The following is a 24,556-nucleotide window of genomic DNA, read 5'->3' on the forward strand; positions in this document are numbered from 1 at the left end:
CGGCCGACCCGGCGGCGATGAGCCGGCGGGGTCGATCCATCCTCGAAGAGAGCCGACATGACCCGAATCATCGCCCTCGCGGGCGTCGCGGCCCTGCTGTCCGGCACCGTGGCCTTCGCCCAGGCGCCGCCTCCGCCCCCCGGCGGCCCGCGGCCCGGCCCCGAGGCCGGCGCACCGCCTCCGCCGCCCCCGGGCGGTCCGCGCCGCGGCCCGGGTGCCGACGCGCCGCCCCCGCCGCCCGGAGGCCCGCAGCGCGACGCCGACGGTCCTCCGCCGCCCCCGCCGCCGCCGAAGGGGGCGCATTTCATCATCGAGCGCGGCGATGCCCGCATCGACGTGAAATGCGCCGACGACGACACGACGAAGGCCTGCGCCGACATCACCCTTCAGATGCTCGACAAGCTCACGACGCTGAAGCCGGAACCCCGGTGACGCCGCAGGCCCGCCGCCCCGAAGGCGGCGGGTCCCTCAGGCGTTCGTGCTTCAGGCGTTCGTCCCCGGCGCCTTGATCAGGCGGCAGCCGGTGATGCGCCACTGCCCGTCCGCGTCCCGGGCGAGGCTGTACTCGGCGGTCCAGTCGACGCCGTACTCGTCCTGGATCGCCACCGCCTGGAGAACGCTGTCGGCGCCGATGTCCCGGCCCTCGCCGAACACGAAGCTGCGGTGCCGGTAGACCGGGCGGTACTGGTTGCGGACCATGCCGATGAACAGGTCGGCGTTCGGGAAGAGCTCGCGGATCGCCGGGGCCGCCTGGGCGTAGGCCGCCGGCGCGTCGTCGCGCTCGAACGCCTCGACCTGCCGGGTGATCGTGGCCTGGGCCGCCGCGCGGGCGGCGTCATCGGCCGCCGCCGGTCCCACGAGGCCGAGGACGAGGAGGAGGGCGGGTAACGCGCGCATCGAGGTCACTCCAGCCGGACGGATCCGATATTCGTTATCGTCCCTTGAAAAATGGTCTCCGTCCCGCCGCCGACAATCTGGACGCGGATCGTCAAGTCGACACGTCGCCGACCCACCGCGCGAAACCTGTTTTCACTCCCGCGGCATGCCCCGACCCTGAACGGGCTTCGCGAAAGGGACGGTTTCGCGACGAGGACCCGCGATCCAACCGGGATGTGAGCGGATGAAGCCCTGGTTTGTCGACGCCAATCTGCTTAGGCGCGAATGCGCTGGGCAGGTATCGCGCTTCGATTGTGCAAGTCGCTGAAAAGAGGGGCATTTTTCCGCCAAAACACCGCCGCGGGTTTGACCCCCCATCCCGGTTTTGCAACCCTCCGGCCGACTCGGTTCTCCGAGACTCGGAGTCGCGTGGAGTGCAGACCGATGACGCAGAGCGAGGCCGATGCGGGACCTGGGGCCCCGGAGCATCCCGCCGGGGAGGTGCCGGGCGGATCGCCGGCCATGAGCGTCGGGGTGTTCATCCCGATCGGCAACAATGGCTGGCTGATCTCGGAGAACGCCCCGCAATACCGCCCGAGCTTCGCGCTCAACAAGGCGATCACCCTGAAGGCAGAGGGTTACGGGCTCGACTTCGCCCTGTCGATGATCAAGCTGCGCGGCTTCGGCGGCAAGACCGAGTTCTGGGACCACAACCTCGAATCGTTCACCCTGATGGCGGGGCTCGCCGCCGTCACCACCCGGATCAAGCTGTTCGCCACCGCGGCGACCCTGTGCCTGCCGCCGGCGATCGTCGCCCGGATGGCCGCGACGATCGATTCGATCTCGGACGGGCGCTTCGGCGTGAACCTCGTCACCGGCTGGCAGAAGCCGGAATACGACCAGATGGGCCTCTGGCCCGGCGATGCGCATTTCGCGAAGCGGTACGACTACTTGGCTGAGTATGCTCAAGTTTTGCGCGAGCTGTGGGAAACGGGGGCCAGCGACCTCAAGGGCACCTATTTCCAGATGAACGATTGCCGGCTGAGCCCCCGGCCGCAGGCGCCGATGAAGATCATCTGCGCCGGCCAGAGCGGGGCGGGACTGGCCTTCACGGCGCAGTATGCCGACTACAACTTCTGCTTGGGGAAAGGGCTCAACACGCCGACCGCCTTCGCCCCCGTGGTGGAGAAGCTGGCGGAGGCGCGCGCCAGGACCGGGCGGCGGGTCACCTGCTACGCCCTGTTCATGATCATCGCCGACGAGACCGACGCCGCCGCGATGGCCACCTGGGAGCATTACCGGGCCGGGGCCGATGCCGAGGCGATCGCGTGGCTCGGCCTCCAGGGGGCGGCCGACACGAAGTCCGGCGGCGACACCAACGTGCGCCAGCTCGCCGATCCCGCCTCGGCGGTGAACCTCAACATGGGCACGCTGGTCGGCAGCTACGCCACCGTGGCGGCGATGCTCGACGACATCATGACCATCGACGGGGTGGAGGGCGTGCTGCTGGTGTTCGATGATTTCCTCAAGGGTCTCGACGCGTTCGGGACCCGGATCCAGCCGCTGATGCGCAGCCGTCGGCACGTCGCCGCGCCGCTGGCGGAGGTCGCGTGATGGACGCCCCCGCCGGATATCGCGATCCCCAGGGCCGCCACGGCAGCACCGTCCTGCCGGCCCGGCCTGAGCCGATCGCCTTCGACCCCGCCGCCACGGTGCTGATCGTCGTGGACGTGCAGAACGCCTATGCGAGCGCGGGCGGCTACCTCGACATCGCAGGCTTCGACGTGTCGGGCACCGGCCCGGTGATCGCCCAGATCGTCCGGGCCGTAGCGGCGGCCCGGGCGGCGGGCATCCGGATCCTGTGGTTCCAGAATGGCTGGGATCCGGACTACGTCGAGGCGGGCGGCCCGGGCTCGCCGAACTGGCACAAGTCCAACGCCCTCAAGACCATGCGGCGGCATCCGGAGATGAACGCGCGGCTCCTCGCCAAGGGCTCCTGGGATTACGCGCTGGTGGATGCCCTGAAGCCCGAGCCCGGCGACCTGACGATCGGCAAGCCGCGCTACAGCGGCTTCTACAACACGCCCCTCGACAGCATGCTGCGCGCCCGGGGGATCAACACGCTGATCTTCACCGGCATCGCCACCAACGTCTGCGTGGAATCGACCCTGCGGGACGGGTTCCACCGGGAATATTTCGGGATCGTGCTGGCCGACGCCACGCATCAGGCCGGGCCGGAGAGCCTGCACCACGGGGCGCTCGCCAACATCGAGACCTTCTTCGGCTGGGTCTCGGACGTCGCCGCCTTCGCGGCCGCCCTCGGGACGGCCTCACCCGCCGGGGTTGATGCGGCCGACCTCGATATGGCCGAATAAGTGCATCCCGCATCCTGCCGGTACCGGCAGGATGCACGCGCGCCGCCCGACGCGGCGCCTCCCGCGCGGCCTGCCCGGCCCGGCCGACAGGTCGAACGGGAGAGCGCACGCGCATGCCGAAGCAGGTCGTCATTCCGCCGGGGACCGGTAAGCCGCTCGCCCCCTATGTGCCGGGGACGAAGGCCGACGGGGTGCTCTACGTCTCGGGCACGCTACCGCTGGATGCGGAAGCCAATGTCGTCCATGCCGGCGACGCCGCCGCCCAGACCCGCCACGTGCTGGAGACCATCAAGGGCGTGGTCGAGGCCGCGGGCGGCACGATGGACGACGTGACCTTCAACCACGTCTTCCTGAAGGACTGGGCTGACTACGCGGCGATCAACGCCGTCTACGCGGAGTATTTCCCGGGCGAGAAGCCGGCGCGCTACTGCATCCAGTGCGGCCTCGTGAAGCCGGACGCGCTCGTGGAAATCGCCTCCGTGGCGCATGTCGGCCGATGAGCGCCCGATGAGCAGAGGCGCGGCCCCGCTGTACCACGCCGTGGCGGGCCCGGAGGACGGGCGGCCGGTGCTGCTCTCGCCGGGGCTCGGCGGCGGGGCCGGATATTTCGGGCCGCAGATGGCGGCGCTCACGGCGCGCTTCCGGGTGGTGACCTACGATCACCGCGGCACCGGGCGGTCGCCCGACCGGCTCGGCCCGGATCACGACATCCCCGCCATGGCCCGGGACGCGCTCGCAGTGCTGGACGCGGCCGGGATCGACCGCGCCGACGTGGTCGGTCACGCGCTGGGCGGCCTGATCGCCCTGCAGTTGGCGCTCGCCGCACCCGGGCGGGTCGGGCGGATCGTGGTGATCAACGGCTGGGACGCCCTGGACCCGGCCACCCGCCGCTGCTTCGCGGCCCGCAGGGCGATCCTGGCCGGGGGCGGGCCGGAGGCCTTCGTGCGGGCGCAGGCGATCTTCCTGTACCCGGCCCCCTGGCTCTCCGACCAGGCAGAGCGGGTCGCGGCCGACGAGGCCCACGCCCTGGTGCATTTCCCCGGGGCCGAGACCGTGCTCACGCGCATCGGCGCCCTGGAGCGCTTTGCGATCGCCGACCGGCTCGGGCGCATCCCGCACGAGACCCTGGTGATGGCCGCCCGGGACGACGTCCTGGTGCCCTATACGCGCTCCGAGCGCCTCGCGGCGGCGCTGCCCCGGGCCCGCCTCGCCCTCGCCCCCGAGGGCGGCCACGCCCACAGCGTGACCTGTCTGGAGGCCTTTAACCGTGCCCTGCTGGACTTCCTCGATCGCCCCGCATGAGCGAACCCGCGAGCTGCGGCAGGGCCGCGGCCAGGAGGGCGGCCGCGCGCAGCACCTCGGCGGCCTCGGCCGGGGAGCGGTGGGCGAGCGCCAGGGCGAGCCGCAGGGGCACCTGCGCACAGAAGCTCGCCGCGATCAGCGCCAGGGCCGCGGCGGCGCCGTGGTGCTTGCCGGCATAGAGGATCTGGCTGCGCAGGAAGTAGAACAGCCGCCGCGCCCGCACCTGCCGGGTCGTGCCCTGCCCGAGATGGCGGACGACAGCCCCAGCCACGTGCCGCACGGCAAACCCCGCCACCCGGGCGCGGGTGCAGAGGTCGGCATCCTCCCAGTAGACGAAGAAGCGCGGGTCGAACCCGCCGAGGGCCGTGAACAGGTCGCGGCGGATCATCAGGAAGGCGCCCATCACCTGATCGACGGCGCGGTCCTCCGCGTGGTCCCATTCGAGGAGGAAGTGCGGGCGCACGAGGCCCAGACGGTCGAGCGCCAGGGCCCGGCCGAGGAGGCCGAGCGCCGTGGGCGCCCGGGCGCAGGAGCGCGCAGTCCGCCCGTCGGGATCGACCAGCCGGGCGCCGACGATCCCGGTCCGCGGATCGGCCAGCAGGGCGCCCAAGGCCTGCCCCAGGGCGTCGGGCTCCACCTGCGTGTCGGGGTTGAGGAACAGGATCGCCGGGGCCTCGCCCGCGGCGGCACCCTGGTCGCAGGCCCGGCCGAAGCCGAGATTTTTGGAATTCCGGATCAGCCGAAGAGGGCGGGGCAGGGGGGGCAGATCCTCGACCGAGCCGTCGGCGGACGCGTTGTCCACCACGATCACCTGAACGGATTCGGCATCCTGCACGCCTGCGAGGCTCGCGAGGCAGGCGCGCAGCAGCGCACCCCCGTTCCAGTTGACGATCACCACGTCCACGACCGGGGAGCGGGCAGGGCGGTCGGTCACGGCAGATCCTCGGGCAGCAGATCCTTGGGCAGATCCTCGGGCGGCCCGAGGCGGCCGAGGGCGCCGTCGCGGGCGGCTCCAAGGAGTCGCAGCAGCACGGCGGGCCGGAAGCTCGAATCCGCCCAGTACAGCCCGGCCTGGAGGGGCAGGTAGGCGGCCTGGGCGAGCTTCCAGCGCAGCGGCAGGTGCGGCAGCCGCCACGCATAGACCGCGTTGCGCAGGTAGGTCGCCATGCGGAACAGGGGCTGGCGCGGCATCGCGAGTCCAAAAGCCCGGATCACGCCGCCGCCGACCCGGTGGGGGATCGCGACGTCGCGGGCAACGTAGCAACCCAAGCCGAGGCTCCAGGCGCGAAAGCACCATTCGAGCTCGACCCCGTCGATGAAGAAGTCGGCCCGGAACGGGCCGACCCGGTCGAACGCGGCGAGATCGATCAACGAACCGGAGGTCGCCAGGAACTGCACCGGGGCGAGGGCGCCGGTCTCCGGCATGCCGGGGCGGCGCGGATAGGCCGGCGCCTTGTGGCCGGGAGCCGGCGCCGGGGCGGGGCCCACCACCGCGGCCGGGATCCCGGCGCGCCGCAGCTGGCTGAGGGCGGCGAGCAGCCCGGCGGCGAGGTTTTCGGGCGGCTCGGCATCCTGATCGAGGAGCAGGAGCGTCTCCGCCCCCGCGTCCCGGGCCGCGTCGGCAATCCGGTTGAGCGCCGCCGCGATGCCGATATTGCGCCCTGCCGACAGCAGGCTCACGCCGGCCTGAGCGAGGCGCGCCGCGTCCCCGGCAGCGAGACCGCCATTGTCGAAGGCGATCACCGTGGCGCCCGCGACCGCGGCTTGGGTGAGGACGCGCTCCACCTGATCCGGGCCCGGCCGGAACAGGGTCACGCCGAGGGCGAGGCGGCCGGATCGCGGATCAGGCACCATGCGGGCTCCGGCGCGGCTGGTGACGGCTCACGCCTGCTCCACCGCGGCGGTCGCCGCCTCCAGGGCGGCCGTGATGGCGGCGGTCTGCTCGGCGCTGAGCGGCCCGCGGGCGAGGCGCATCTGCAGGGCGAGCTTCAGCCCCTCCTTGGCGCGCACCAGGGAGGGCGGCGGCCCGTCGCCCCGGGCGGCCTCGGCCTCGGCCATGCGGGCGAGGATGGCGTCCAGGGTCGGACGGTTGCCGTTGAGGACGGCCTGACCCTCCGGGGTGATCGTGTGCAGCCGCTTGGTGCCCTCCCCGGGGGTGACCGTGACGTGGCCGAGTTCCTCCAGCAGCGTCAGCGTCGGATAGACCGTGCCGGGGCTCGGGCTGTAGGCGCCGCCGACCCGCTCCTCGATGGCCTTGATGATCTCGTAGCCGTGCCGTGGCTTCTCGGCGATCAGGTGGAGGATCACGAGCCGCAGGTCGCCATGGGCGAAGAAGCGGGCGAGGTCGCCGCGGCCACCGCGGCCGACCATCCGGCGGTCGCCGGGTCCGCGGCCGGGATGCCCGTGCCGCCCCCGGTGATCACCCCCCATCGGGCCCCGATGGGCGCGGAAGCGGCAGGCGTCGAAGGGATCGGTGCGGCAGGGGTGCGGGACATCAGGATGCATGATGCCGACTCACTTTCGATATGTCGAACGTATCGATATATCGATATCTGACCGTCAGCAAGAGGCGGGTGGCGACGCGAGATCCGAGGCGGTGGGAACGGCCGGAGCGACCGAATCGGGACGCGGCCTCATAGGGTCGCCCACGGTTTACGGGCTCTGCCGGTTCGGTTAGTGCGGCGGCTCACCGATGCCACCGGCCCAGCACACCCGCCTCGTCCCGACAGTCGCCCATGATCCGATCCCCGACCCGATCCGAGATCCACGCGGCGACGGCGCCCCGGGGCGGCACGCGGTGAACGCGTCTGCGCGAAGGCCCGGCACGCGCCGCGGCTCCGATCGGACGGATCGGGGCCGCCCCCCGGAGCCGGCCGGGATCCAACGCCCCATCGACGAGGACGCCGCATGATCTCCGTCAACGAGGACATGAAGCAGGAGATGCTGCGGCGGGGCATCTCGGTGCTGCATCCGGCCCCGTTCGGCCTGCCGGAGGACTGCACCTTCGAGCCGCCATGCAGCATCAAGTGGATGGGCGTCGATTACTGCCTCACCATGGGGGCGTTCTCGTACGCGGTGAGCGGCTATTATTTCGGCGCCGACATTGCCCGCTACTGCTCGATCGGCGAGAGCGTGCAGGTCGGGCGCGGCAGCCACCCGGTCCAGTGCGGCTCGACCTCGCCGCTGTTCTACACGCACCATTCGGCGGTGTTCGACCGCCTCGACCCGCGGGCGGAGGATTACGAGATCTGCGGGCCGTATCTCTGGCCCAAGCGCGTGCGCATCGGCAACGACGTCTATATCGGCCACGGCGCCTTCCTGATGCCCGACATCACGATCGGCGACGGGGCAGTGGTCGGCGCGATGGCGGTGGTGACCAAGGACGTGCCGCCCTACGCGATCGTAGCCGGCAGCCCGGCCCGGGTCGTGAAGATGCGCTTCCCCGACGCGCTGATCGAGCGCTACCTGAAGGTGCAATGGTGGCGCTACGCCTTCTGGGACCTGCGCCAGTGCTCGATCACCGACCCCGAACAATTCCTCGACGCCGTGGAAGAGCGGATCGCCAGCGGGATGCAGGAATACCGGCCGGAGATGATTGCGCTCCAGTCGCTGGTGCCCAGGTGATGCGGTACGATCGAGGGGCAATCGAGGCCGTTGCAGAGTACCCGACTGTTACTGCGTGAGGGGGCACACCGCGGGATAGGTAACGCCACCGGACGCAGGGTATGGGTCTCGGTCTTACAGGCGTTCAGCGTCGCATCAGCATCCACTCTGGCAGAGTACGCTCCGCAGCATCGTGCCGAAAATCGAGACCGGCACGATGCTCAAAATCCGCGTGCCCGCATCACTGGGTCAGACGATTGGCCCAGCTGCGAGCAGTGCCTCGTCGGCCCTGCTCAGGAGTCGGCCGGCGGCCCGGCGGTAAAGTACACCGAAACGCCGGACCATCGATTCTCCCGTGTGCGGCGCCACGACTTCCCGCCCCCGTGCGGCGAGTTGCTCACGGAGCGGAGCTTCCGACCACAACCTGAAAATGGCCGAAGCAATCTCTCCGCTATTGTTGGGATCGAAGAGGAGCGCACCACCGTTGGTCAGCGACGGCAGAGAGGTGACGTTGGAGGAAGCCACGGGGCATCCGATGTTGAAGGCCTCCCAAATCGGACAGCTGCCGGCCTCGAACTTCGTCGGCACGACGACGCCGCGGGCCAGATGATAGAGCAGCACCAGATCGCGCTGTGTGATGTATCCCGCCCACCGGATGCAGTCAGTTACGTTCAGCGCAGCCGCTCGCTCCAACACCTGCAAAGAAAACGATTTGAAGGCTCCTGTGAAGACCATCAGGGGCGGTTCGATACCCTGTGAGCGCAGAATTGCGGCCGCTTCCAAGAGGCCGATGTGGTTCTTGTGCTCCCAGCCGGCCGCCGGGTAGAGCAGGAAGCCGCTCGGCTGAACCCGCAGGCGATCACAGATGGCCCGCATCTCAGCCGCGGTCGGAGGGGTGCGGTCGGCAGCAGGCGGAGCGAGGGGGATGATAGGCAGCTTCTCGGGCGGTAGACGGTACTGCCGTTGAAGGTCTTCAGCAATCCATCGCGATGCCACCGGTACGATTTTTGCCGACTGACAGAAATATTGATATAAGATCTCACGTTGCTCGATCTCTCCATCGGAAAAGAATTGCGGCAGATGGAGATGCTGCAGATCATGCGGATGGTATAGAAGCGGCAGGTCAGAATCGAGCGCAGACTGCGCGAGGGAATGCACCACGGCGACGCCCGCGGCACGCAGGAAACCAGTCGCGTCTCGGAAATTGACGCGAACAGCTTTGGTGTCTTCCTCAAACTTGAAGACACGTTTCGTCACCGGCGTGCCGATCAGCTTGGCGTCTCGCGTGCGGACCGGAAGATCTGCCACATTCACCGGTAACAGGCCGCAGTGTTCCGGCAGGATCGCGCGCAGATCGTAGCGTTCCGGCGTGTCGACGATGAGCGAGAAGCGAAAGTCGTCGGCAGACAAATGGTGAAGGTGCGTGATCAGCCCGTGAATGACCTCCGCCACGCCGCCCGTCGATCCGAGGGGGACGCGCGCGTCGATAGCCACATGGAGTTGATCAGACACGGTACGAAGTTTCCCGGGTGGGTCGGCGCGAGACGCTCGAACGTCCCCGTCATCGGACCGAATCCTTGTCTGAGGCTGTCCCGCCGTGTCCGGAACGGACGCGTGAGGCCGACCCAACAGGAGTCGGCTCCGGTCCGCCTCCGGCAGGGTGCGCCAATATTCATGGGCCGATCGGACGTAGCTCAAGTCGACGGTGCCGGGCGGCGGCGCTTCTCCGCGCCCCGTATAATGGACGGCCCACTTCGTCTTATAGTTCGTCGTCGCCTGTTCCGTCCGGACAACACGAAACCCGCGCTGGCTGATCGCCGCCCAGATGACTCGGTCTCCGGCGCCGCTCAGCTGGACCGGCATCGTCGCCCACAGCGCCGCAATGTCGAGGGCCGATCGACTGAGCATGACAGTCCCCGTGTCAGCGAACTGTGCTCCGTCACTTTCCCAATCGAATGGATCGAGGACGCTCCGATCCAAGCGCCGAAGAATTCTTCGACTAACACCTATATCTGCCCCGGAATTGACGATGTGCTCGTAAAGACTGGAGACATGATTGTTTTCAAGCCAATTGTCCGCATCCAAAAAACAGACATACTCGGCGCCCGTCTGAAACGCATGCAGGGCGCCGATTCCCCGAGCGAAATTGCCCGCATCGCGGTGGGCAGATGGCAAGATAATGTGTTCGCAGGCCCAAGCAGAAATCGCAGGATTTGGGTGGCCATCCGCAACGATGATATGCCGCGCCGCCCTGATCTGCTGCGATACGCTTCGATGCGCAATCATTAGCTCTTCAACATCTTCCTTGAAATACGGCATAACTACAGCAATAGTCATCTGATACGCTCAATACTTATGACTTATGATGCGCCAACATAGATCGAAGCCAGCTCCAGCCATCAGAAGTTGGCCCATTCCAGCACGCGATGTCATAATGAGTCTGTGCTTGCGCGAGGCTGGCCACAGTCTATCAAACAGAAATCCGCTTGCCTTCGACACTCATTTTTCCGAAATTCGAAATTTAAATTAAAACGACATAGAAATTACGCTCATACGCGTCAAGTTCAGGTGGCAACATTAAAGCAAGAATATTTTCATTCGAAGATTTTGTATTGAAAATTTACCAGAAGGGGCGCGTCATATCTCTCCATAGACCTTTTAACTCTGCGACAGCAATTTATTTATGCGCAGAATATGTTGCCTGCAGCATCTTACGAATATATTGGCCTTCGAATCGGCACAATTTTTAATACATCAACAAAAGAATTCCCATTAAAGGAGACTATATCAGTTGGCTTGCATGTATTTATATTATTTTGTCCCATAATCTCCAGGATACGGCGTTGACAAATCAATCATAGGTGCCCATAATTGGCGATCGACAACCTATCGCTCATGATCAGGTCCTAAGATATATCTGTCCCTGAGCGGAATAATATTCGCAGCTCAAAGCCAAAATACGAAACCATCTTCCAATGACATCAGAAAAATTTGTCCTTTGCAGACCTGATGGCGGCTTGAACGATATGCTTTGCCAAATCGAGGCCGCCTGTCGCTATGCAGAGCGATCAGACCGGCGCGTCTTTGTCGATACTTCTTATAAAAAGTCAATGCATTTTAGAGATAATTTTTCGAAATACTTCGGCAGTCGATGGAACAGATTGATCGTCGACTCGAATTTGCTTGATCCCGACCTGGACGCGATGTCCGTCTTTCCCCGCGAACTGACGGGACGTATCACGTCCTATACGCCCAAGTGGAGCGCTGCGGCAGCCAATTGGATCGATACGGAAACCGGCGTGCGCCTCTCGTTCGATTTTACGAGGACGTATGATGAGCAGATTGTCCTACATCACGCGCAAAATGGGGGGCCGACCGCAGTCGCAGCCATGTCGCGGTTGAAGCTGAACAGCCAGCTCGTCGATGCGCTTGCCGAAAGAATACGCATCATAGGAAGACCTTATTGCGGCGTCCATATTCGAAACACCGACTACAAGACGGATTATGTCAACGCCATCAGTGGCATCAAGCATCTGCTCTCACCGCCTGTCTTCATTGCGACAGACGATGCTGTGTGTCGAGAAGCCTGCGCCGAGATCCTTGGACGGAGCAATGTGATATATTTTTCAGATCTATCAAACGATTCCGGAATGCCTCTTCATTTTGTCCAAAATCAAGAGACCGTCTTCGGCAGAAACACTGATGCAATCCTGGATTTGCTGACGTTGTCGTTTTCGACGCGATTCTTTCGATTTCGGCTACAGAACAACATCTACCATTCTGTGTTTTCAGGATTTACAATATTAGTCGACTATCTGAGACACCATAAGATCGTACTTTCATCTCTCGTAAAATCAAATTCAGAACAAGACAATTTATTTGCATCCCTCCTTCAGAGATTGGAAGGTTGACGGGCGTTCCGGCCATTCCTGAGGGCAGGAAATTCGCACCAAGAAGTTGAAACTCAGGAGGCTACGGCGCTCTCGAGCCGTGCTTGTTCAGGCGGCAACGGCCACGTCGTCTTCGTATCCGGCTGCGGCGAGGGCGTTTCGGCACTCCTGCGGCGTGAAGTTGGCGCAGGCGCGCCGGATGGCTTCTCGGAGGTCGGGGACGGGGCGGGTGGTGGTCGTGCGCAACGGGCGCTTGAGCTTGGCGAAGGCCCGCCGGCCGCTGCTGTTCAACCGCGTGGACCGCCCCTTTCACGGGTGATCCGGTGGCGGGCGAACAAGCGTGACAGCCCGCTCCTGCTGGTCGCCACGCCTTGCGAGGCCAGAGCATCGCGCAAGGCGTGCAGGACGATCCCCGGTCGGGTCTTGTCGGTTGAAAGGATCAGGGCGGCGTTCGCTTCGATGACCTGCGAGCGCTGGTCGCTGCCACGTGCCCGCGGTGCGACCTGACCGTCCTGCCGCCCGCGCCCCGCCCAGCGGCTGGTGCTCGACACCTGGCCCCCGAAGTGGGCCGCCGCACCGTGGCAGGAGGCACCCTGCGCGATGGCGGTGACAACACGCTCGCGCAGGTCGATCCACAGGGATGAGGGCTTCAAAGGCTCCCCAGACCGTCGACGCACCGCCCCAGCCCGAGTTGCTATCCGAACGGGCGCAGCGCTAGCCGCGGTGCCCGGCTCCGGACGTCACGCATCGATGGCTTCCTCGTCCAAGAACGCCAGGTGACGTCAGACACAGCTCCCGCTTACCCCACCAGCATCCGCGCCGCCGCGCCGAGCGTCCGCACCCCGAGCACCAGATCGGCATCGCTGGTATCCTCCGCCCAATGGTGGCTGATGCCGCCGATTGAGGGGACGAACAGCATCGCGGCCGGCAGGATCCGGGCGACGTTCTGCGCGTCGTGGCCGGCCCCGGACGGCATCACCTGCCAGCCGCCCGGGCAGACCTGTTCGGCAGCCTCCGAGAGGGCACGCATCAGATCCGGGTCGCAGGGGGCGGGGATCGCCTTGGACAGGGCCGTCAGCGTGGCGGGGCAGCGCTCGCGCCGGTTCGATTCGCGCACCAGCGCCTCCAGGCAGGCCTCCATCCGCTCCAGCACCGGCATCGCCACGTCGCGGAACTGGAAGAACACCTCAGCCCGGCCCGGGATGATGCTGTAGCCGCCGGGATCGAGCGTAATCCGCCCCGTGGTCCAGGTGCTGCGCGGGCCGCAGACCGTCGGGAATGCCCGGTCGATCGCCGCGAGCAGCCGCACCGCCGAGAGGCCGGCATCCCGGCGCTCCGCCATGGTGGTGCCGCCCGCATGGTCCTGGTTGCCGGCAAAATCGATCCGGAACTGCCAGATCGCCACGATGCCGCTCACCACCCCGAGATGCAGCCCGGCCGATTCGAGCTGCGTGCCCTGCTCGATATGCATCTCCAGGAAGCCGCGGTAGCGCCCAGGATCGAGCTGCATCCGAGGCAAACCTGCGAGGCCCGCGGCCTGCAGGGCGTCGCGCAGGGGCGTGCCGTCGGTGCGGTTGCGGGCCTCGTCGATCTCGGCCTCGGTGAGGTCGCCGATCGCCGAGCGGCTGCCCAGGAAGCCGCCGGAGAAATGCCCCTCCTCATCCGCGAAGGCGACGACATCGACCGGCAGCCCGGCCCGGGCCAAAGCCACCCCGGCCACGACCCCCAGCGCCCCGTCGAGCCAGCCGGCCTCGTTCTGGGTCTCGATGTGGCTGCCGACCAGCAGGTGCGGGCCGGGGCCGCGATGGCGCCCCAGCACGTTGCCGATCCCGTCGATCGACGCCTCCAGCCCGCAGGCCTCCAGCTTGGCCATCAGCCAGCGGCGGGATTCCATGTCGTCGGCCGAGAAGGTCGGCCGGTGGACGCCGGTGCGGAACCGCCCGATCTCCCGCAGTTCATACAGGTCGGCCAGGAAGGCTTGGGTGTCGATCTCGGTCATACGGTCACCGGGGGCTGAGCACGCCGCCGTGCAAGGCCCGTGCGCAGATCCGGGTTTCCAAAGGGCTTGCAGCCCTTTGGCGGGGTGTCGGGGCGGAGCCCCGATGTCGGGCCTTGCCCGAACCCAGCGGGCTCCGCCCTGCACCCGCAAAAGGGCTCGCCCTTTTGGATCCGGGACTTGGCGCTACTCGGCTGCGACGGGCGTCCGGTCCGCCGGCTGCGCCATCCAGGCGGCGAGGTCGGCCCGGGCGCGGTCGGTCAGCGCGCGCTTCTTGAGGGCCGCCTTCTCGGGTCCGCGCAGGCGGCGGCCGGTCTCGTTGCGCGGCGCCTGCGCCAGGGGCGGAAACAGGCCGAAATTCACGTTCATCGGCTGGAACGAGCGCGGGGCGTTCGCCTCGCCATCCGCCTCGACATGGCCCCCCGTGATGTGGGCGATCAGCGCGCCGAGCGCGGTGGTCTGGGGCAGGGGGGCGAGCGGGTGCCCCACGGCCTCGGCCACCGCGAAACGGCCCGCCATCAGCCCGACCGCCGCGCTCTCCACATAGCCCTCGCAGCCGGTGATCTGGCCGGCGAAGCGGAGAGCGGGGCGGGCCTTCAGCCGCAGCGTGGCGTCGAGCAGGCGCGGGCTGTCGAGGTAGGTGTTCCGGTGCAGGCCGCCGAGGCGGGCGAACTCGGCCCGCTCCAGGCCGGGGATCGTGCGGAAGATCCGCACCTGCTCGGCATAGGTCAGCTTCGTCTGGAAGCCCACCATGTTGTAGAGCGTGCCGAGCGCGTTGTCCTGGCGCAGCTGCACGATCGCGCAGGGCTTGACCAGGGGATCGCGCGGGTTGGTGAGGCCCACGGGCTTCATCGGGCCGTGCCGCAGGGTCTCGGGCCCGCGCTCGGCCATCACCTCGATCGGCAGGCAGCCGTCGAAATAGGGCGTGCCCTCCCACTGCTTGAATCCGATCTTCTCGCCCGTCACCAGGGCGTCCACGAAGGCCTCGTACTGCTCCCGCGTCATCGGGCAGTTGAGGTAGTCGGCCCCGGTGCCGCCGGGGCCCGGCTTGTCGTAGCGGGACTGGAACCACGCCACGTCCATGTCGATCGAGTCGCGGTGGACGATCGGCGCGATCGCGTCGAAGAAGGCGAGGGACTCGGCCCCGGTGAGCCCGCGGATGCCCTCGGCCAGGGCCGGGGCGGTCAGCGGGCCTGTGGCGACGATGCAGGAGCCCCAATCCTCCGGCGGCAGACCCTCGACCTCGCCGCGGACGATGGTCACGTTGGGGTGCTGCTCCAGCGTCCGGGTCACCGCGGCGGAAAAACCCTCGCGGTCGACCGCCAGCGCCCCGCCGGCCGGCACTTGGTTGGCGTCGGCCGCCCGCATGATCAGCGAGCAAAGGCTGCGCATCTCCTGATGCAGCAGCCCGACGGCGTTGCCCTCGGGATCGTCCGACCGGAAGGAATTCGAGCAGACGAGTTCGGCCAAGCCGTCCGTCTGGTGGGCCTCGGTGCCGCGCACCGGGCGCATCTCGTGGATGACGGCGCGATGGCCGGCCTCGGCCACCTGCCACGCGGCCTCGGACCCGGCGAGGCCGCCGCCGACGATGTGGATGGTCTGTGTCATGCCCGAGAATAGCGAAGGACCGCCACCCGGATCAACGGGTGGCGGTCCTTCGCACGGATCTCGAAAAGCTCCGGCGCTGTCGGGGATCAGACGCGGGCGATGCCGCGGATCTCGCTGCGGTTGATGCCGAGATCGGCCAGATCGCGATCCGAGAGGCGGGAGAGCTGGGTGACCGTGTCGCGGTACCGGAGATAGGCGCGGACGCGGCTCAGGACGCTACGGGCGGCGGACATGATGTGCTTTGACCTCTGCTCGGGCAGCCGGTGGCGCTTCGCTGCGCATCGGTGCCTCTTGTTGATGCAATGCACATATAAGCCTGTTGCGGCGCAGCAGGAGTCGAAAGGCCAAGTGTCAGACCTGCAGTTATCGCATGACCCGATTAAGATCTCGGCAACCTTTCCGGATGGTCATACTTTAGGCGCATGCAGAGCCGGCCGCATATGCGAAGGGCGCCCCACCGGCCGGTGGGGCGCCCTGTGCGCCGGATCGATCGGCCCCCGCCTCAGTAGAACGGGCGGGGACCGTAATACCCGTAGGGGCGATAATAGGGTCGCGGCCGGACATAGCCGTAGCCGCCGTAATAGACCGGCCGGCGCCAGTAGCCGTAGGGGCGGGGTCCCCAGTTCGGGCGGCAGATGCCCCAGGGATTGGGATGGAAGCCGGGGCCGCAGCCCCCGGCCGCCTGGGCGGAACCGGCGAGCCCGAGGCCGCCGGCGATCGCGGCGGCCATAACGAGCGCCTTCGCGCGCGATGCGCTCAGAAGCGTCATGACTGGATCTCCTCTCGTCCTCCGGCGGATCGGCAGCCGGTCAAGGGAGATTGGGCTCCGCCGCCTGAACCGATGCTGAGCCAGAGGTTGTAATCGGTACAGGCTCGCGGCGGCATCCGGGCCACGCGGCGCGGACCGTCCCGGTTTCCAGACCGTCAATGCAGCGAAGGCGTGCGCAGGAACCGCTCCCGGTCGGCGGAGACCAGGGCGAGCTTCACGCCGCGCCCGTCGCGGCGGATGGTGAGCGGCACCCGCACCCCCGCCTCGCCCAGCGCCCAGACGCTGCGGAACAGGGCGGCGAGGTCCGCCACGGGCTCGCCCGCCACCGCCTCGATCACGTCGCCGGCCTGGAGGCCGCCGGTCTCGGCCGGGCCGCCATCGGCCAGCCCCATCACGACGATGCCCTCCTCGCTCTCGGTGGCGTAGAGGCCGAGCCAGGGGCGCGGTGGCCGGTTCGCGCGGCCGCGTGTCGCGAGATCGTCGAGGATCGGCGGCAGCAGGTCGATGGGCACCACCATGTTGATCGGGCGGGCGCCGCCCGCGCCGCCCTGCTGCAACTGCAGCGAGCCGATGCCGAGCAATTCGCCCTGCGGCCCGATCAGCGCCGTGCCGCCCCAGTGCGGGTGCGCGGGGGCGGTGAACAGGGCCTCGTCGAGGACGTATTCCCAGTAGCCGGCGAATTCCTGCCGGGCGACCACCTCGACGGCAACGCAGCGCTGGCGTCCGCCCGCCCCCGCCAGCACCGCCCGGTCGCCGGTCCGCAGCCCGGCCGAACGGCCGAGCGGCAGGGCCGGCACGCCGAGATCGCCGAGCGCCTGGACGAGGCCGAAGCCGGTGGCGGCGTCGAAGCCGAGGACGTGTCCGGGCACCGAGCGGCCGTCCCGGGTGGTGAGCCAGACGCTCTCGGCCTCGGTGACGAGGTAGCCGATGGTGAGCACGAGGCCATCCTCGCGGATCACCACGCCGTTTCCGGCGCGCTCGGTTCCCAGCGTCTCGGCCGTGAAGGCGCCTTCGGGCACCCGCGCCGACAGGGCGAGCACCGCAGAGAGCGCCCGATCGAGGTCGTAGCCGTAATCCGCGGGCCGCGGCTGGGCCTGCGCGGGGATCTTCCACTCGCCCTGCGTCGCCATGAGAGTCCTTCGCGAGTCCTTGCGCGCATCCGCATCCTGGCCGGAACCGGATGCCCGAAAGCGGACAAGATAGGCTGTTCGCGCGGCGTGCGACACCCATGAGGGGCCGCCCGCACACCATTGCCGCAGGGCCGGAAACGAAGAGGACCGCCCGGCCGGGGCCGGGCGGTCCATCGCAGGCGTCCGGTCCCCGCCGCTCGGCGGGAGACCGGATCGCGGGTTTCAGTACTTGCGGACCAGCGGCGCCGGGATCGGCGAGGCGGCGGGGGCCGGCGAGTAGAGCGGGACGACGAACCGGATCCAGCCGTCCGTGGAATAGTCGCTGCGGGTGCGGCCGAACGCGTTGGTGTACTGCGCGCCGGTCACGACATCGCGGGCGACGTAGGCCTGAACGGTGAAGATCTTGAAGTCGTAGCCGATCAGGCCGCCGATGGCGAACCGGCCGCGGTTGCCGGCCGCCGCGCTGTACTGGCTGATGTCGAAGTTGTACGTGCCGTAGGCGACGGGACCGATCTCGAAGTTGCCGAACTTCTTCGTGGCGGTGATGTCGAAGTTCAGGGCGTCGGACAGGTAGAACGGGCCGAGCGCCGCGCCGACCGGACCGCCGAAGCGGCCGGGCGAGTCGTAGATGTTGGCGGTCAGGTTGGCGGTGATGTTCCAGCCGTCACCGGTGTAGCTGCCGGCGATGCCGAAGCGGTAGGTGTTCGAGGAGAGCTGCGGCAGGACCGGGGTGGCCGTCGTGCCGTTCGCGGTGATGATCGAGCCGCGGTCGCCGTTGAGGTCGTTCAGGTACACGCCGCCGAGCAGGCTGACGCCGAAGTTGCTGCCGAGGTCGAAGGCCCAGATGCCGCCGACGAAGGTGCCGACGTTGATCGAGATGTCCTTGTTGCGCACGCCCGCCGGGTTGCGGGTGAAGGCGAACACGGTCGGGGGCGCCACGAGCAGCTCGACGCGGCCGCCGAACGGCACCAGCGGGGTCGACCACACCAGGACCGGGATGTTGACGGCCGTGTCGGGATCGTTCCGGCCGTCGGTGCGGCGGTAGGTGAACGTGTTGATGGCGTAGATGCCCTCCGGCAGCGGCGCGCCTACGGCGAGGCCGACCTGCTCGCCCGGCACCGTCGTGGTCTGCGCCTGCGCGATCGTCGAGGTCATGCCGACCGTGAGCGCGACCGTGCCGGCCGCGAGCCAGTGCTTCATCATTTTCTCATTCCTTCCCAAGGTCTCAAGGCGTCCGTCCCGCATTCGGCACTTCCCTGCCGGTCTGCTCGCCCCTTGCGGCTGCCGGCTTCGGATGTGTCGAGCGCCCCCACGGAGCCTGCCCGTCTCAACGTCTGCAACTATTCTACATAGACCCCCGGAAAGACAGTGAAATGCTCGCCGAATTGCCAAAACCAGATGAACCGTTGCCCAAAAGCCGCATTTTTGCGGCACCGCAACACTATCCACAAGACGGTCTTCTGACGGCGCCTCCGGCAAAATATCGTTGAACGGTCAAGCTGTTGTCGCCGCCGGTCGCGGGAGAATCCAGCAATCCCCGGCGGAGGATCGGGCAGGAGACCGGCCCCGCCCGAGCGATCCGGAACGCGTTCGGGGCGGCGTCCGGACGGGTCGGCGCCGGGGCGGCGTGCGGGGCGGCGCTCGAATCGCCGCCCGCGGGGACCGATTTCGGCCGGCACCCGGCAAAAACTGCCGCGTCGGACCGGTGCTTGCCGACTACTCGGCGGCGCTGCGGCGCCCGGCACCCTGGCCGGCCGGCCGCCGTTCCAGCACCTCGCGCAGGAACCGGCCGGTATGGCTGGCCTTGGCGCGGGCGATCTCCTCGGGCGTGCCCTGCGCCACCACCCGGCCGCCGCCGTCGCCGCCCTCGGGCCCCATGTCGATCACCCAGTCGGCGGTCTTGATCACTTCGAGATTGTGCTCGATCACCACCACGGTGTTGCCCTGGTCGACCAGCTCGTGCAGCACCTCCATGAGCTTGGCGACGTCGTGGAAATGCAGACCGGTGGTCGGCTCGTCGAGGATGTAGAGGGTGCGGCCGGTGGCGCGCTTCGACAGCTCCTTGGAGAGCTTCACCCTTTGAGCCTCGCCCCCCGACAGGGTGGTGGCCTGCTGGCCGACATGGACGTAGTGCAGGCCGACCCGCTTCAGGGTCTCGAGCTTGTCGCGGATCGCCGGCACCGCCTTGAACAGCTCGGCCGCCTCCTCGACGGTGGAATCGAGCACGTCGGCGATGGACTTGCCCCGGTACTTCACCTCCAGGGTCTCACGGTCGTAGCGCTTGCCCTTGCAGACGTCGCAGGTGACGTAGACGTCCGGCAGGAAGTGCATCTCGATCTTGATGACGCCGTCGCCCGAGCAGGCCTCGCAGCGCCCGCCCTTGACGTTGAACGAGAAGCGGCCGGGCTGGTAGCCCCGCGCCTTGGCCTCCGGCAGGCCCGCGAACCAGTCGCGGATCGGCGTGAAGGCGCCGATATAGGTGGCGGGGTTCGAGCGCGGCGTGCGCCCGATCGGCGACTGGTCGATGTCGATGACCTTGTCGAGGTGCTCCAGCCCCTCCAGCCGACCGTAGGGGGCGGGGTGCTCCAGGGCGCCGTTGAGCTTCTTGGCGACGGCCTTGTAGAGCGTGTCGATCACCAGGGTGGACTTGCCGCCCCCCGAGACGCCGGTGATGCAGGTGAAGGTGCCGAGCGGGATCTCGACATCGACGTCCTTCAGATTGTTGCCGCGCGCGCCGAACAGCCCGAGCTTGCCCTTCCGGCCTTTTCGACGCGCACTCGGCGTGCGCACCGACATTTCGCCGGTCAGATACTTGGCGGTGAGCGAGGCCGGATTGGCCAGGACCTCGGCCGGGGTGCCCTGCGCGATGATCTCGCCGCCGTGGATGCCGGCGCCCGGGCCGACATCGACCACGTAATCGGCCTGCAGGATCGCGTCCTCGTCGTGCTCGACCACGATCACCGAGTTGCCGAGGTCGCGCAGGCGCTTGAGCGTGCCGAGCAGCCGCTCGTTGTCGCGCTGGTGCAGACCGATCGAGGGCTCGTCCAGCACGTAGAGCACGCCGGTCAGCCCCGAGCCGATCTGCGAGGCCAGCCGGATGCGCTGGCTCTCGCCGCCCGAGAGCGAGCCGGAGCCGCGGGCGAGCGTCAGGTATTCGAGGCCGACATCCACCAGGAAGGTCAACCGGTCGCGGATCTCTTTTAAGATGCGGACCGCGATCTCGTTCTGCTTCGCCGTCAGCTTCTCGGGCAGGTCCGAGAACCAGCGGTGCGCCTCGGAGACCGAGAGGGCGGTCACGTCGGCGATGTCCGCCATGGCGACCTTCACGGCCAAAGCCTCGGGCTTCAGCCGCTTGCCGCCGCAGGCCGCGCAGGGCGTCTCGCTCATGAAGCGCCCGATCTCCTCCCGCACCGCGTCGGAATCGCTCTCCTTGTAGCGGCGCTCCAGATTCGGGATCACGCCCTCGAAGGGCTTGTTGACCGTGTATTTGCGCAAGCCGTCATCGTAGGCGAAGCGGATCGACTGTTTTCCCGAGCCATAGAGCACGACGGCGCGGGCCGTCTCCGACAGGCTCTGCCAGGGCACGCTGGTCTTGAAGCCGAAATGCTCGGCGAGCGCGTCGAGGGTCTGGCCGTAATAGGGCGAGGTCGATTTCGCCCAGGGGCCGACCGCACCGCGCTTCAGGCTGAGAGCAGGGTCCGAGATCACCAGCTCGGGGTCGATCCGCATCTCGTGGCCGATGCCGCTGCAGGTCGGGCAGGCGCCGAACGGATTGTTGAACGAGAACAGCCGCGGCTCGATCTCCGCGATGGTGAAGCCCGACACCGGGCAGGCGAAGCGCGACGAGAAGGTGATGGTCCGCGGCGTCTCGCCCTCGGGGGCGTCGGCGAAGACGATTTCCGCGATGCCGTCGGCGAGTTCCAGCGCGGTCTCGAAGGATTCCGCCAGCCGCGAGCCGATATCGGCCCGGACCACGATCCGGTCGACCACCACGTCGATGTCGTGCTTGAACTTCTTGTCGAGCTTGGGGACATCGTCGATGGCGTAATACTCGCCGTTGACGCGCAGTCGCTGAAAACCCTTTTTTTGATACTCCGCGATCTCTTTCCGATATTCACCCTTGCGGCCGCGGACCACCGGGGCGAGCAGGTAGAGCCGGGTCTTCTCCGGCAGCTCCAGCACCCGGTCGACCATCTGCTGGACGGTCTGGCTCTCGATCGGCAGGCCCGTGGCGGGCGAGTAGGGGATGCCGACCCGCGCCCAGAGCAGGCGCATGTAGTCGTAGATCTCGGTGACCGTCCCCACGGTGGAGCGGGGGTTCTTCGACGTGGTCTTCTGCTCGATCGAGATCGCCGGCGAGAGCCCGTCGATCTGGTCGACATCGGGCTTCGACATCATCTCCAGGAACTGGCGGGCATAGGCCGAGAGCGACTCGACGTAGCGGCGCTGCCCCTCGGCGTAGATCGTGTCGAAGGCCAGCGACGACTTGCCCGAACCCGAGAGCCCGGTGAACACCACGAGCTTGTCCCGTGGGATCGTCAGGTCGACGTTTTTGAGATTGTGCTCCCGGGCGCCGCGGACCGCGATGACGCGCCGGTCCTCAGGCGTCGGCGCGGCATCGAACAGGGCCTCCAGCCTGGCGTCGCGGGCCGCTTCGGCGGCCTCGGGGCGGGCCGGTCTTTCGGGCTTCGCCCGCGCGGGCTTGAGCTGCGGTGCCTTGGCCGATACGGAGGCCTTCGGAGCCGTCTTGACGGCAGCCTTGGGTGCGGCCTTCGGGGCGGCGACGGGATTGGCTTGCGCGGCGCCGGCGCGGCTTGCGGCACGACCTGGGGCACGACTTCCAGCTTGGGCTTTGGCCATGAGGGCGGCGGTCTTTCGAGGCGTCGACCGAGGCATCGACGAAGTCGGACGGATTCGCGCGCGGGCCAGCCGCCGCTCCGGCCCATGTCGAGCCCGAGGGGGCCCACGGCAAGATGCGGCCGGCGGGACGCAGGCCCGTCATGCGCCGCCCTTGCTAGAACGAAACGCGTACGGCGGCAACTGTTCGGTGCGGGATGGCGGGTCGGGCCCGATCTTCGGAAGCGCTAAGCGTTTTTGTGAGATTTGCTTATTCCTGCTCTGCCGACCCTCGCTTCTTCCGGGCCGAGGATGAGGTCTCCGTGGCGACCATGACCATCTCCCTGCCCGATCCGATGGAGGAGTGGATCGAGGCGCAGATCAGACAGGGCGATTATGCGAGCACGAGCGATTACGTCCGCGATCTCGTGCGCCGTGACCGTGAGCGGCGGACCCAGCCCGCGCTGACGATCGAGGATCTGCGCAGGATCGTCGATGAGTCCCGCACCAGCGGACCGAGGCGTCGCAGGATCCCTGATATCCTCGGCCGGGCCAAGACACGCGCAGGCCGATCAGCCGCTGGATGCGTGACTTCACCTTCACGGCGAGGGCTGAAGCGGATCTGTTCGACATCGCCGTCTCCGGCTACCGGCACTTCGGCGTCCGCCAAGCGGAAGCCCAAGCGGAAGCCCAAGCGGAAGCCCAAGCGGAAGCCTATGTCGGCGGGCTGGAACACGTCTTCCAGCGCCTGGCCGACAATTCCCATATGGGCCGGAAGGCCGACGCGATCCGGCCCGGCGTGCATCGGCATGAGCATGCCGCACACGTCATCCTTTACGAGCCGGTCGATGAAGGCGTCCTGATCCTGGCCCTCGTCCACGGCCGCGCGGTGCGGCACCTCGCCCTGTCGCGGAAGGGCATGCGCCACACCGCCTCGATCCTCAAATCCCCCACCGACAGGTGCCGATGCCAGCGCTCGACCTGACCGATCCAGCCACCGTCGCCCAAGCCGACGACCGGGGCGCCCAGCAGCGCCTGCCCACGCGGCTCCTGTTCCTGATCGTCGGCATCGCCAACGCCACCTGGGCGCCGCTGGTGCCGCTGGTGAAGGACCGCGCCGGCCTGGACGAGGCCGGGCTCGGCCTGCTGCTCCTCACCTTCGGCATCGGCTCGCTCCTGGCGATGCCGAGCGCCGGGGCGGCGGCAGCCCGACTCGGCTTCCGGCCGGTCCTGCTCGCCGGCACGCTCGCGCTCGGCCTCGCCCTGCCGGTGCTGGCCCTGGGCTCCGGGCTCGTCCCGCTCACCCTCGCGCTGCTGCTGTTCGGGGCCGGGATGGGGGCGGTGGATTGCGTCATGAACCTGCAGGCGGTGGCGGTCGAGCGCGCCGCCGGGCGGCCGATGATGTCGGGCTTCCACGGCCTCTACAGCCTCGGCTGCATCCTGGGGGCGCTGATCGCCAGCCTCCTGCTGGCCGCCGGGCTCGGCGCGGGCGGGAGCGTGCTGCTGCTGGTGGCGGGCATCGCGGCCCTGTTCGCGGCGGCCTGGCCCGGGATCCTGCGGGCGGAGCGGGGAGGGGGGAGCGGCGGCCCCGCTTTCGCGCTGCCCCGGGGCCCGGTGCTGGTGCTCGGCCTGCTCTGCTGCGTGGTGTTCCTCGCCGAGGGCTCGGCCCTCGACTGGAGCGCGGTGTTCCTGATCCAGTGGCGCGGGCTCGACCCGGCCTGGGCGGCGCTCGGCTACGCGGCCTTCTCGGTGACCATGACGGCCGGCCGGCTCGGTGGGGATGCGATCGTGGCCCGGCTCGGCCGGCGGCGCGTGGTGGTCCTCGGCGGCCTGCTGGCGGCCGCGGGTCTCGCGTTCTCCGTGGGGGTGCCGGCCTGGGAGGCGGCGCTCGTCGGCTACGCCCTGGTCGGAGCGGGCTGCGCCAACATCGTGCCGGTCCTGTTCACGGCGGCCGGCCGGCAAAGCGCGATGCCGGAGAGCGCGGCGGTGCCGGCGGTGACGACGCTGGGCTATGCCGGGGTTCTGGCGGGCCCGGCGCTGATCGGCTTCGTGGCGCAGGCGCTCGGCCTGCCGGCCGCCCTCCTGCTCGTGGCGGCCCTGCTCCTCGGCGTGGCGGCGACGGGGCGGTCCCTGCGGGTCTGAGCGCCTGATCCCACATCATGGTTTCGAAA

21 protein-coding genes and 2 pseudogenes are annotated in these 24,556 nt (G+C 68.1%); 10 read left to right on the forward strand and 13 right to left on the reverse strand.

The features are described 5' to 3' along the window. The first annotated feature begins 57 nt into the window (after positions 1-57). A complete protein-coding gene (locus tag FVE89_RS04595; protein WP_160532957.1) occupies positions 58-432 on the forward strand; it encodes a hypothetical protein in 375 nt (124 codons plus the stop codon). A 51-nt stretch (positions 433-483) separates the two neighbouring features. Here the strand turns inward: FVE89_RS04595 and FVE89_RS04600 are convergent, their stop codons facing one another. Then, positions 484-897 carry a DUF4864 domain-containing protein gene (locus tag FVE89_RS04600; protein ID WP_160532958.1) on the reverse strand — a complete coding sequence of 138 codons (414 nt, stop codon included), beginning with the start codon at positions 895-897 and terminating at the stop codon, positions 484-486. Positions 898-1,398: 501 nt separating this feature from the next. Here FVE89_RS04600 and rutA point away from each other — a divergent pair. From rutA to rutD, 4 genes are all read left to right on the forward strand, one after another. After that, complete coding sequence (gene rutA / locus FVE89_RS04605) at positions 1,399-2,490, forward strand: pyrimidine utilization protein A (protein ID WP_160533032.1); 1,092 nt, start codon at positions 1,399-1,401, stop codon at positions 2,488-2,490. After that, positions 2,490-3,251 carry a pyrimidine utilization protein B gene (gene rutB, locus FVE89_RS04610; protein ID WP_160532959.1) on the forward strand — a complete coding sequence of 254 codons (762 nt, stop codon included), beginning with the start codon at positions 2,490-2,492 and terminating at the stop codon, positions 3,249-3,251. Before rutA ends, rutB begins: the two co-directional genes overlap by 1 nt. A 113-nt stretch (positions 3,252-3,364) precedes the next feature. Then, the gene (rutC, locus tag FVE89_RS04615; RefSeq protein ID WP_160532960.1) at positions 3,365-3,751 is read left to right on the forward strand and encodes a pyrimidine utilization protein C; all 387 of its coding nucleotides are present in this window, start codon (positions 3,365-3,367) and stop codon (positions 3,749-3,751) included. Positions 3,752-3,758: 7 nt separating this feature from the next. Then, positions 3,759-4,553: a pyrimidine utilization protein D gene (gene rutD / locus FVE89_RS04620; RefSeq protein WP_160532961.1), complete on the forward strand. Its 795-nt coding sequence runs from the start codon at positions 3,759-3,761 to the stop codon at positions 4,551-4,553. Here rutD and FVE89_RS04625 read toward each other — a convergent pair. The 3 genes from FVE89_RS04625 to FVE89_RS04635 are packed head-to-tail and all read right to left on the reverse strand — an operon-like array spanning position 4,513 to position 7,058. Further along, positions 4,513-5,487 carry a glycosyltransferase family 2 protein gene (locus FVE89_RS04625; RefSeq protein WP_160532962.1) on the reverse strand — a complete coding sequence of 325 codons (975 nt, stop codon included), beginning with the start codon at positions 5,485-5,487 and terminating at the stop codon, positions 4,513-4,515. The two genes, rutD and FVE89_RS04625, sit on opposite strands and share 41 nt — an antisense overlap. Then, entirely contained in the window at positions 5,484-6,407 is a 924-nt protein-coding gene (locus FVE89_RS04630) for a glycosyltransferase family 2 protein (protein ID WP_160532963.1), read from the reverse strand. The genes FVE89_RS04625 and FVE89_RS04630 overlap by 4 nt, the downstream gene beginning before the upstream one ends. Positions 6,408-6,434: 27 nt before the next feature. Continuing rightward, complete coding sequence (locus tag FVE89_RS04635; RefSeq protein WP_160532964.1) at positions 6,435-7,058, reverse strand: PadR family transcriptional regulator; 624 nt, start codon at positions 7,056-7,058, stop codon at positions 6,435-6,437. Positions 7,059-7,460: 402 nt separating this feature from the next. On the opposite strand from FVE89_RS04635, the gene FVE89_RS31485 reads away from it, so the two are divergent. Next, the gene (locus FVE89_RS31485) at positions 7,461-8,177 is read left to right on the forward strand and encodes a CatB-related O-acetyltransferase (RefSeq protein WP_160532965.1); all 717 of its coding nucleotides are present in this window, start codon (positions 7,461-7,463) and stop codon (positions 8,175-8,177) included. 228 nt (positions 8,178-8,405) lie between these two features. On the opposite strand, the gene FVE89_RS04645 is transcribed toward FVE89_RS31485, so the two are convergent. Then, positions 8,406-10,493, reverse strand: coding sequence for a glycosyltransferase (locus FVE89_RS04645; protein WP_210254045.1), 2,088 nt, complete (start codon positions 10,491-10,493; stop codon positions 8,406-8,408). A 680-nt stretch (positions 10,494-11,173) separates the two neighbouring features. On the opposite strand from FVE89_RS04645, the gene FVE89_RS04650 reads away from it, so the two are divergent. Beyond that, on the forward strand, positions 11,174-12,067 hold the full coding sequence (locus tag FVE89_RS04650; protein WP_160532967.1) for a hypothetical protein: 894 nt from the start codon (positions 11,174-11,176) through the stop codon (positions 12,065-12,067). Between the two features lie 281 nt (positions 12,068-12,348). Here FVE89_RS04650 and FVE89_RS30915 read toward each other — a convergent pair. The 8 genes and pseudogenes from FVE89_RS30915 to uvrA form a co-directional block, all read right to left on the reverse strand. Continuing rightward, a pseudogene (locus FVE89_RS30915) lies at positions 12,349-12,699 on the reverse strand (IS630 family transposase); the annotation flags it as partial. A 146-nt stretch (positions 12,700-12,845) separates the two neighbouring features. Then, positions 12,846-14,045 (reverse strand): Zn-dependent hydrolase, encoded by a 1,200-nt coding sequence (locus tag FVE89_RS04660; protein ID WP_160532968.1) that lies wholly within the window; start codon positions 14,043-14,045, stop codon positions 12,846-12,848. A gap of 183 nt (positions 14,046-14,228) precedes the next feature. Beyond that, the gene (trmFO, locus tag FVE89_RS04665) at positions 14,229-15,650 is read right to left on the reverse strand and encodes a methylenetetrahydrofolate--tRNA-(uracil(54)-C(5))-methyltransferase (FADH(2)-oxidizing) TrmFO (protein ID WP_160532969.1); all 1,422 of its coding nucleotides are present in this window, start codon (positions 15,648-15,650) and stop codon (positions 14,229-14,231) included. Between the two features lie 86 nt (positions 15,651-15,736). Further along, positions 15,737-15,883, reverse strand: a complete 147-nt coding sequence (locus tag FVE89_RS04670; RefSeq protein ID WP_091717789.1) for a DUF1127 domain-containing protein — start codon at positions 15,881-15,883, stop codon at positions 15,737-15,739. Positions 15,884-16,152: 269 nt separating this feature from the next. Continuing rightward, entirely contained in the window at positions 16,153-16,419 is a 267-nt protein-coding gene (locus FVE89_RS04675; protein ID WP_160532970.1) for a hypothetical protein, read from the reverse strand. 155 nt (positions 16,420-16,574) lie between these two features. Next, positions 16,575-17,549: a S1C family serine protease gene (locus FVE89_RS04680; protein ID WP_160532971.1), complete on the reverse strand. Its 975-nt coding sequence runs from the start codon at positions 17,547-17,549 to the stop codon at positions 16,575-16,577. A gap of 222 nt (positions 17,550-17,771) precedes the next feature. Continuing rightward, a complete protein-coding gene (locus tag FVE89_RS04685) occupies positions 17,772-18,752 on the reverse strand; it encodes a transporter (protein ID WP_160532972.1) in 981 nt (326 codons plus the stop codon). Between the two features lie 513 nt (positions 18,753-19,265). Next, positions 19,266-22,409, reverse strand: a complete 3,144-nt coding sequence (gene uvrA / locus FVE89_RS04690; RefSeq protein ID WP_160532973.1) for an excinuclease ABC subunit UvrA — start codon at positions 22,407-22,409, stop codon at positions 19,266-19,268. 332 nt (positions 22,410-22,741) lie between these two features. On the opposite strand from uvrA, the pseudogene FVE89_RS30920 reads away from it, so the two are divergent. The 3 genes and pseudogenes from FVE89_RS30920 to FVE89_RS04705 form a co-directional block, all read left to right on the forward strand. Then, positions 22,742-22,861 (forward strand): annotated as a pseudogene (locus FVE89_RS30920) (type II toxin-antitoxin system ParD family antitoxin); the annotation flags it as partial. 107 nt (positions 22,862-22,968) lie between these two features. Beyond that, on the forward strand, positions 22,969-23,370 hold the full coding sequence (locus FVE89_RS04700; RefSeq protein WP_160532974.1) for a type II toxin-antitoxin system RelE/ParE family toxin: 402 nt from the start codon (positions 22,969-22,971) through the stop codon (positions 23,368-23,370). Next, positions 23,352-24,527 carry an MFS transporter gene (locus tag FVE89_RS04705; RefSeq protein WP_160532975.1) on the forward strand — a complete coding sequence of 392 codons (1,176 nt, stop codon included), beginning with the start codon at positions 23,352-23,354 and terminating at the stop codon, positions 24,525-24,527. Before FVE89_RS04700 ends, FVE89_RS04705 begins: the two co-directional genes overlap by 19 nt. Positions 24,528-24,556: the final 29 nt, after the last annotated feature.

The organism is Methylobacterium sp. 2A (assembly GCF_009806555.1).
Classification (GTDB): Bacteria; Pseudomonadota; Alphaproteobacteria; order Rhizobiales; family Beijerinckiaceae; genus Methylobacterium.

Bases quoted from the DNA above. Each gene is read 5' to 3' on its own strand.
- FVE89_RS04595 (WP_160532957.1), top strand. From the start codon at position 58: ATGACCCGAATCATCGCCCTCGCGGGCGTCGCGGCCCTGCTGTCCGGC.
- FVE89_RS04600 (WP_160532958.1), bottom strand. From the start codon at position 897: ATGCGCGCGTTACCCGCCCTCCTCCTCGTCCTCGGCCTCGTGGGACCG.
- rutA (WP_160533032.1), top strand. From the start codon at position 1,399: ATGAGCGTCGGGGTGTTCATCCCGATCGGCAACAATGGCTGGCTGATC.
- rutB (WP_160532959.1), top strand. From the start codon at position 2,490: ATGGACGCCCCCGCCGGATATCGCGATCCCCAGGGCCGCCACGGCAGC.
- rutC (WP_160532960.1), top strand. From the start codon at position 3,365: ATGCCGAAGCAGGTCGTCATTCCGCCGGGGACCGGTAAGCCGCTCGCC.
- rutD (WP_160532961.1), top strand. From the start codon at position 3,759: ATGAGCAGAGGCGCGGCCCCGCTGTACCACGCCGTGGCGGGCCCGGAG.
- FVE89_RS04630 (WP_160532963.1), bottom strand. From the start codon at position 6,407: ATGGTGCCTGATCCGCGATCCGGCCGCCTCGCCCTCGGCGTGACCCTG.
- FVE89_RS04635 (WP_160532964.1), bottom strand. From the start codon at position 7,058: ATGCATCCTGATGTCCCGCACCCCTGCCGCACCGATCCCTTCGACGCC.
- FVE89_RS31485 (WP_160532965.1), top strand. From the start codon at position 7,461: ATGATCTCCGTCAACGAGGACATGAAGCAGGAGATGCTGCGGCGGGGC.
- FVE89_RS04645 (WP_210254045.1), bottom strand. From the start codon at position 10,493: ATGACTATTGCTGTAGTTATGCCGTATTTCAAGGAAGATGTTGAAGAG.
- FVE89_RS04660 (WP_160532968.1), bottom strand. From the start codon at position 14,045: ATGACCGAGATCGACACCCAAGCCTTCCTGGCCGACCTGTATGAACTG.
- trmFO (WP_160532969.1), bottom strand. From the start codon at position 15,650: ATGACACAGACCATCCACATCGTCGGCGGCGGCCTCGCCGGGTCCGAG.
- FVE89_RS04670 (WP_091717789.1), bottom strand. From the start codon at position 15,883: ATGTCCGCCGCCCGTAGCGTCCTGAGCCGCGTCCGCGCCTATCTCCGG.
- FVE89_RS04675 (WP_160532970.1), bottom strand. From the start codon at position 16,419: ATGACGCTTCTGAGCGCATCGCGCGCGAAGGCGCTCGTTATGGCCGCC.
- FVE89_RS04680 (WP_160532971.1), bottom strand. From the start codon at position 17,549: ATGGCGACGCAGGGCGAGTGGAAGATCCCCGCGCAGGCCCAGCCGCGG.
- FVE89_RS04685 (WP_160532972.1), bottom strand. From the start codon at position 18,752: ATGATGAAGCACTGGCTCGCGGCCGGCACGGTCGCGCTCACGGTCGGC.
- uvrA (WP_160532973.1), bottom strand. From the start codon at position 22,409: ATGGCCAAAGCCCAAGCTGGAAGTCGTGCCCCAGGTCGTGCCGCAAGC.
- FVE89_RS04700 (WP_160532974.1), top strand. From the start codon at position 22,969: ATGCGTGACTTCACCTTCACGGCGAGGGCTGAAGCGGATCTGTTCGAC.
- FVE89_RS04705 (WP_160532975.1), top strand. From the start codon at position 23,352: ATGCCAGCGCTCGACCTGACCGATCCAGCCACCGTCGCCCAAGCCGAC.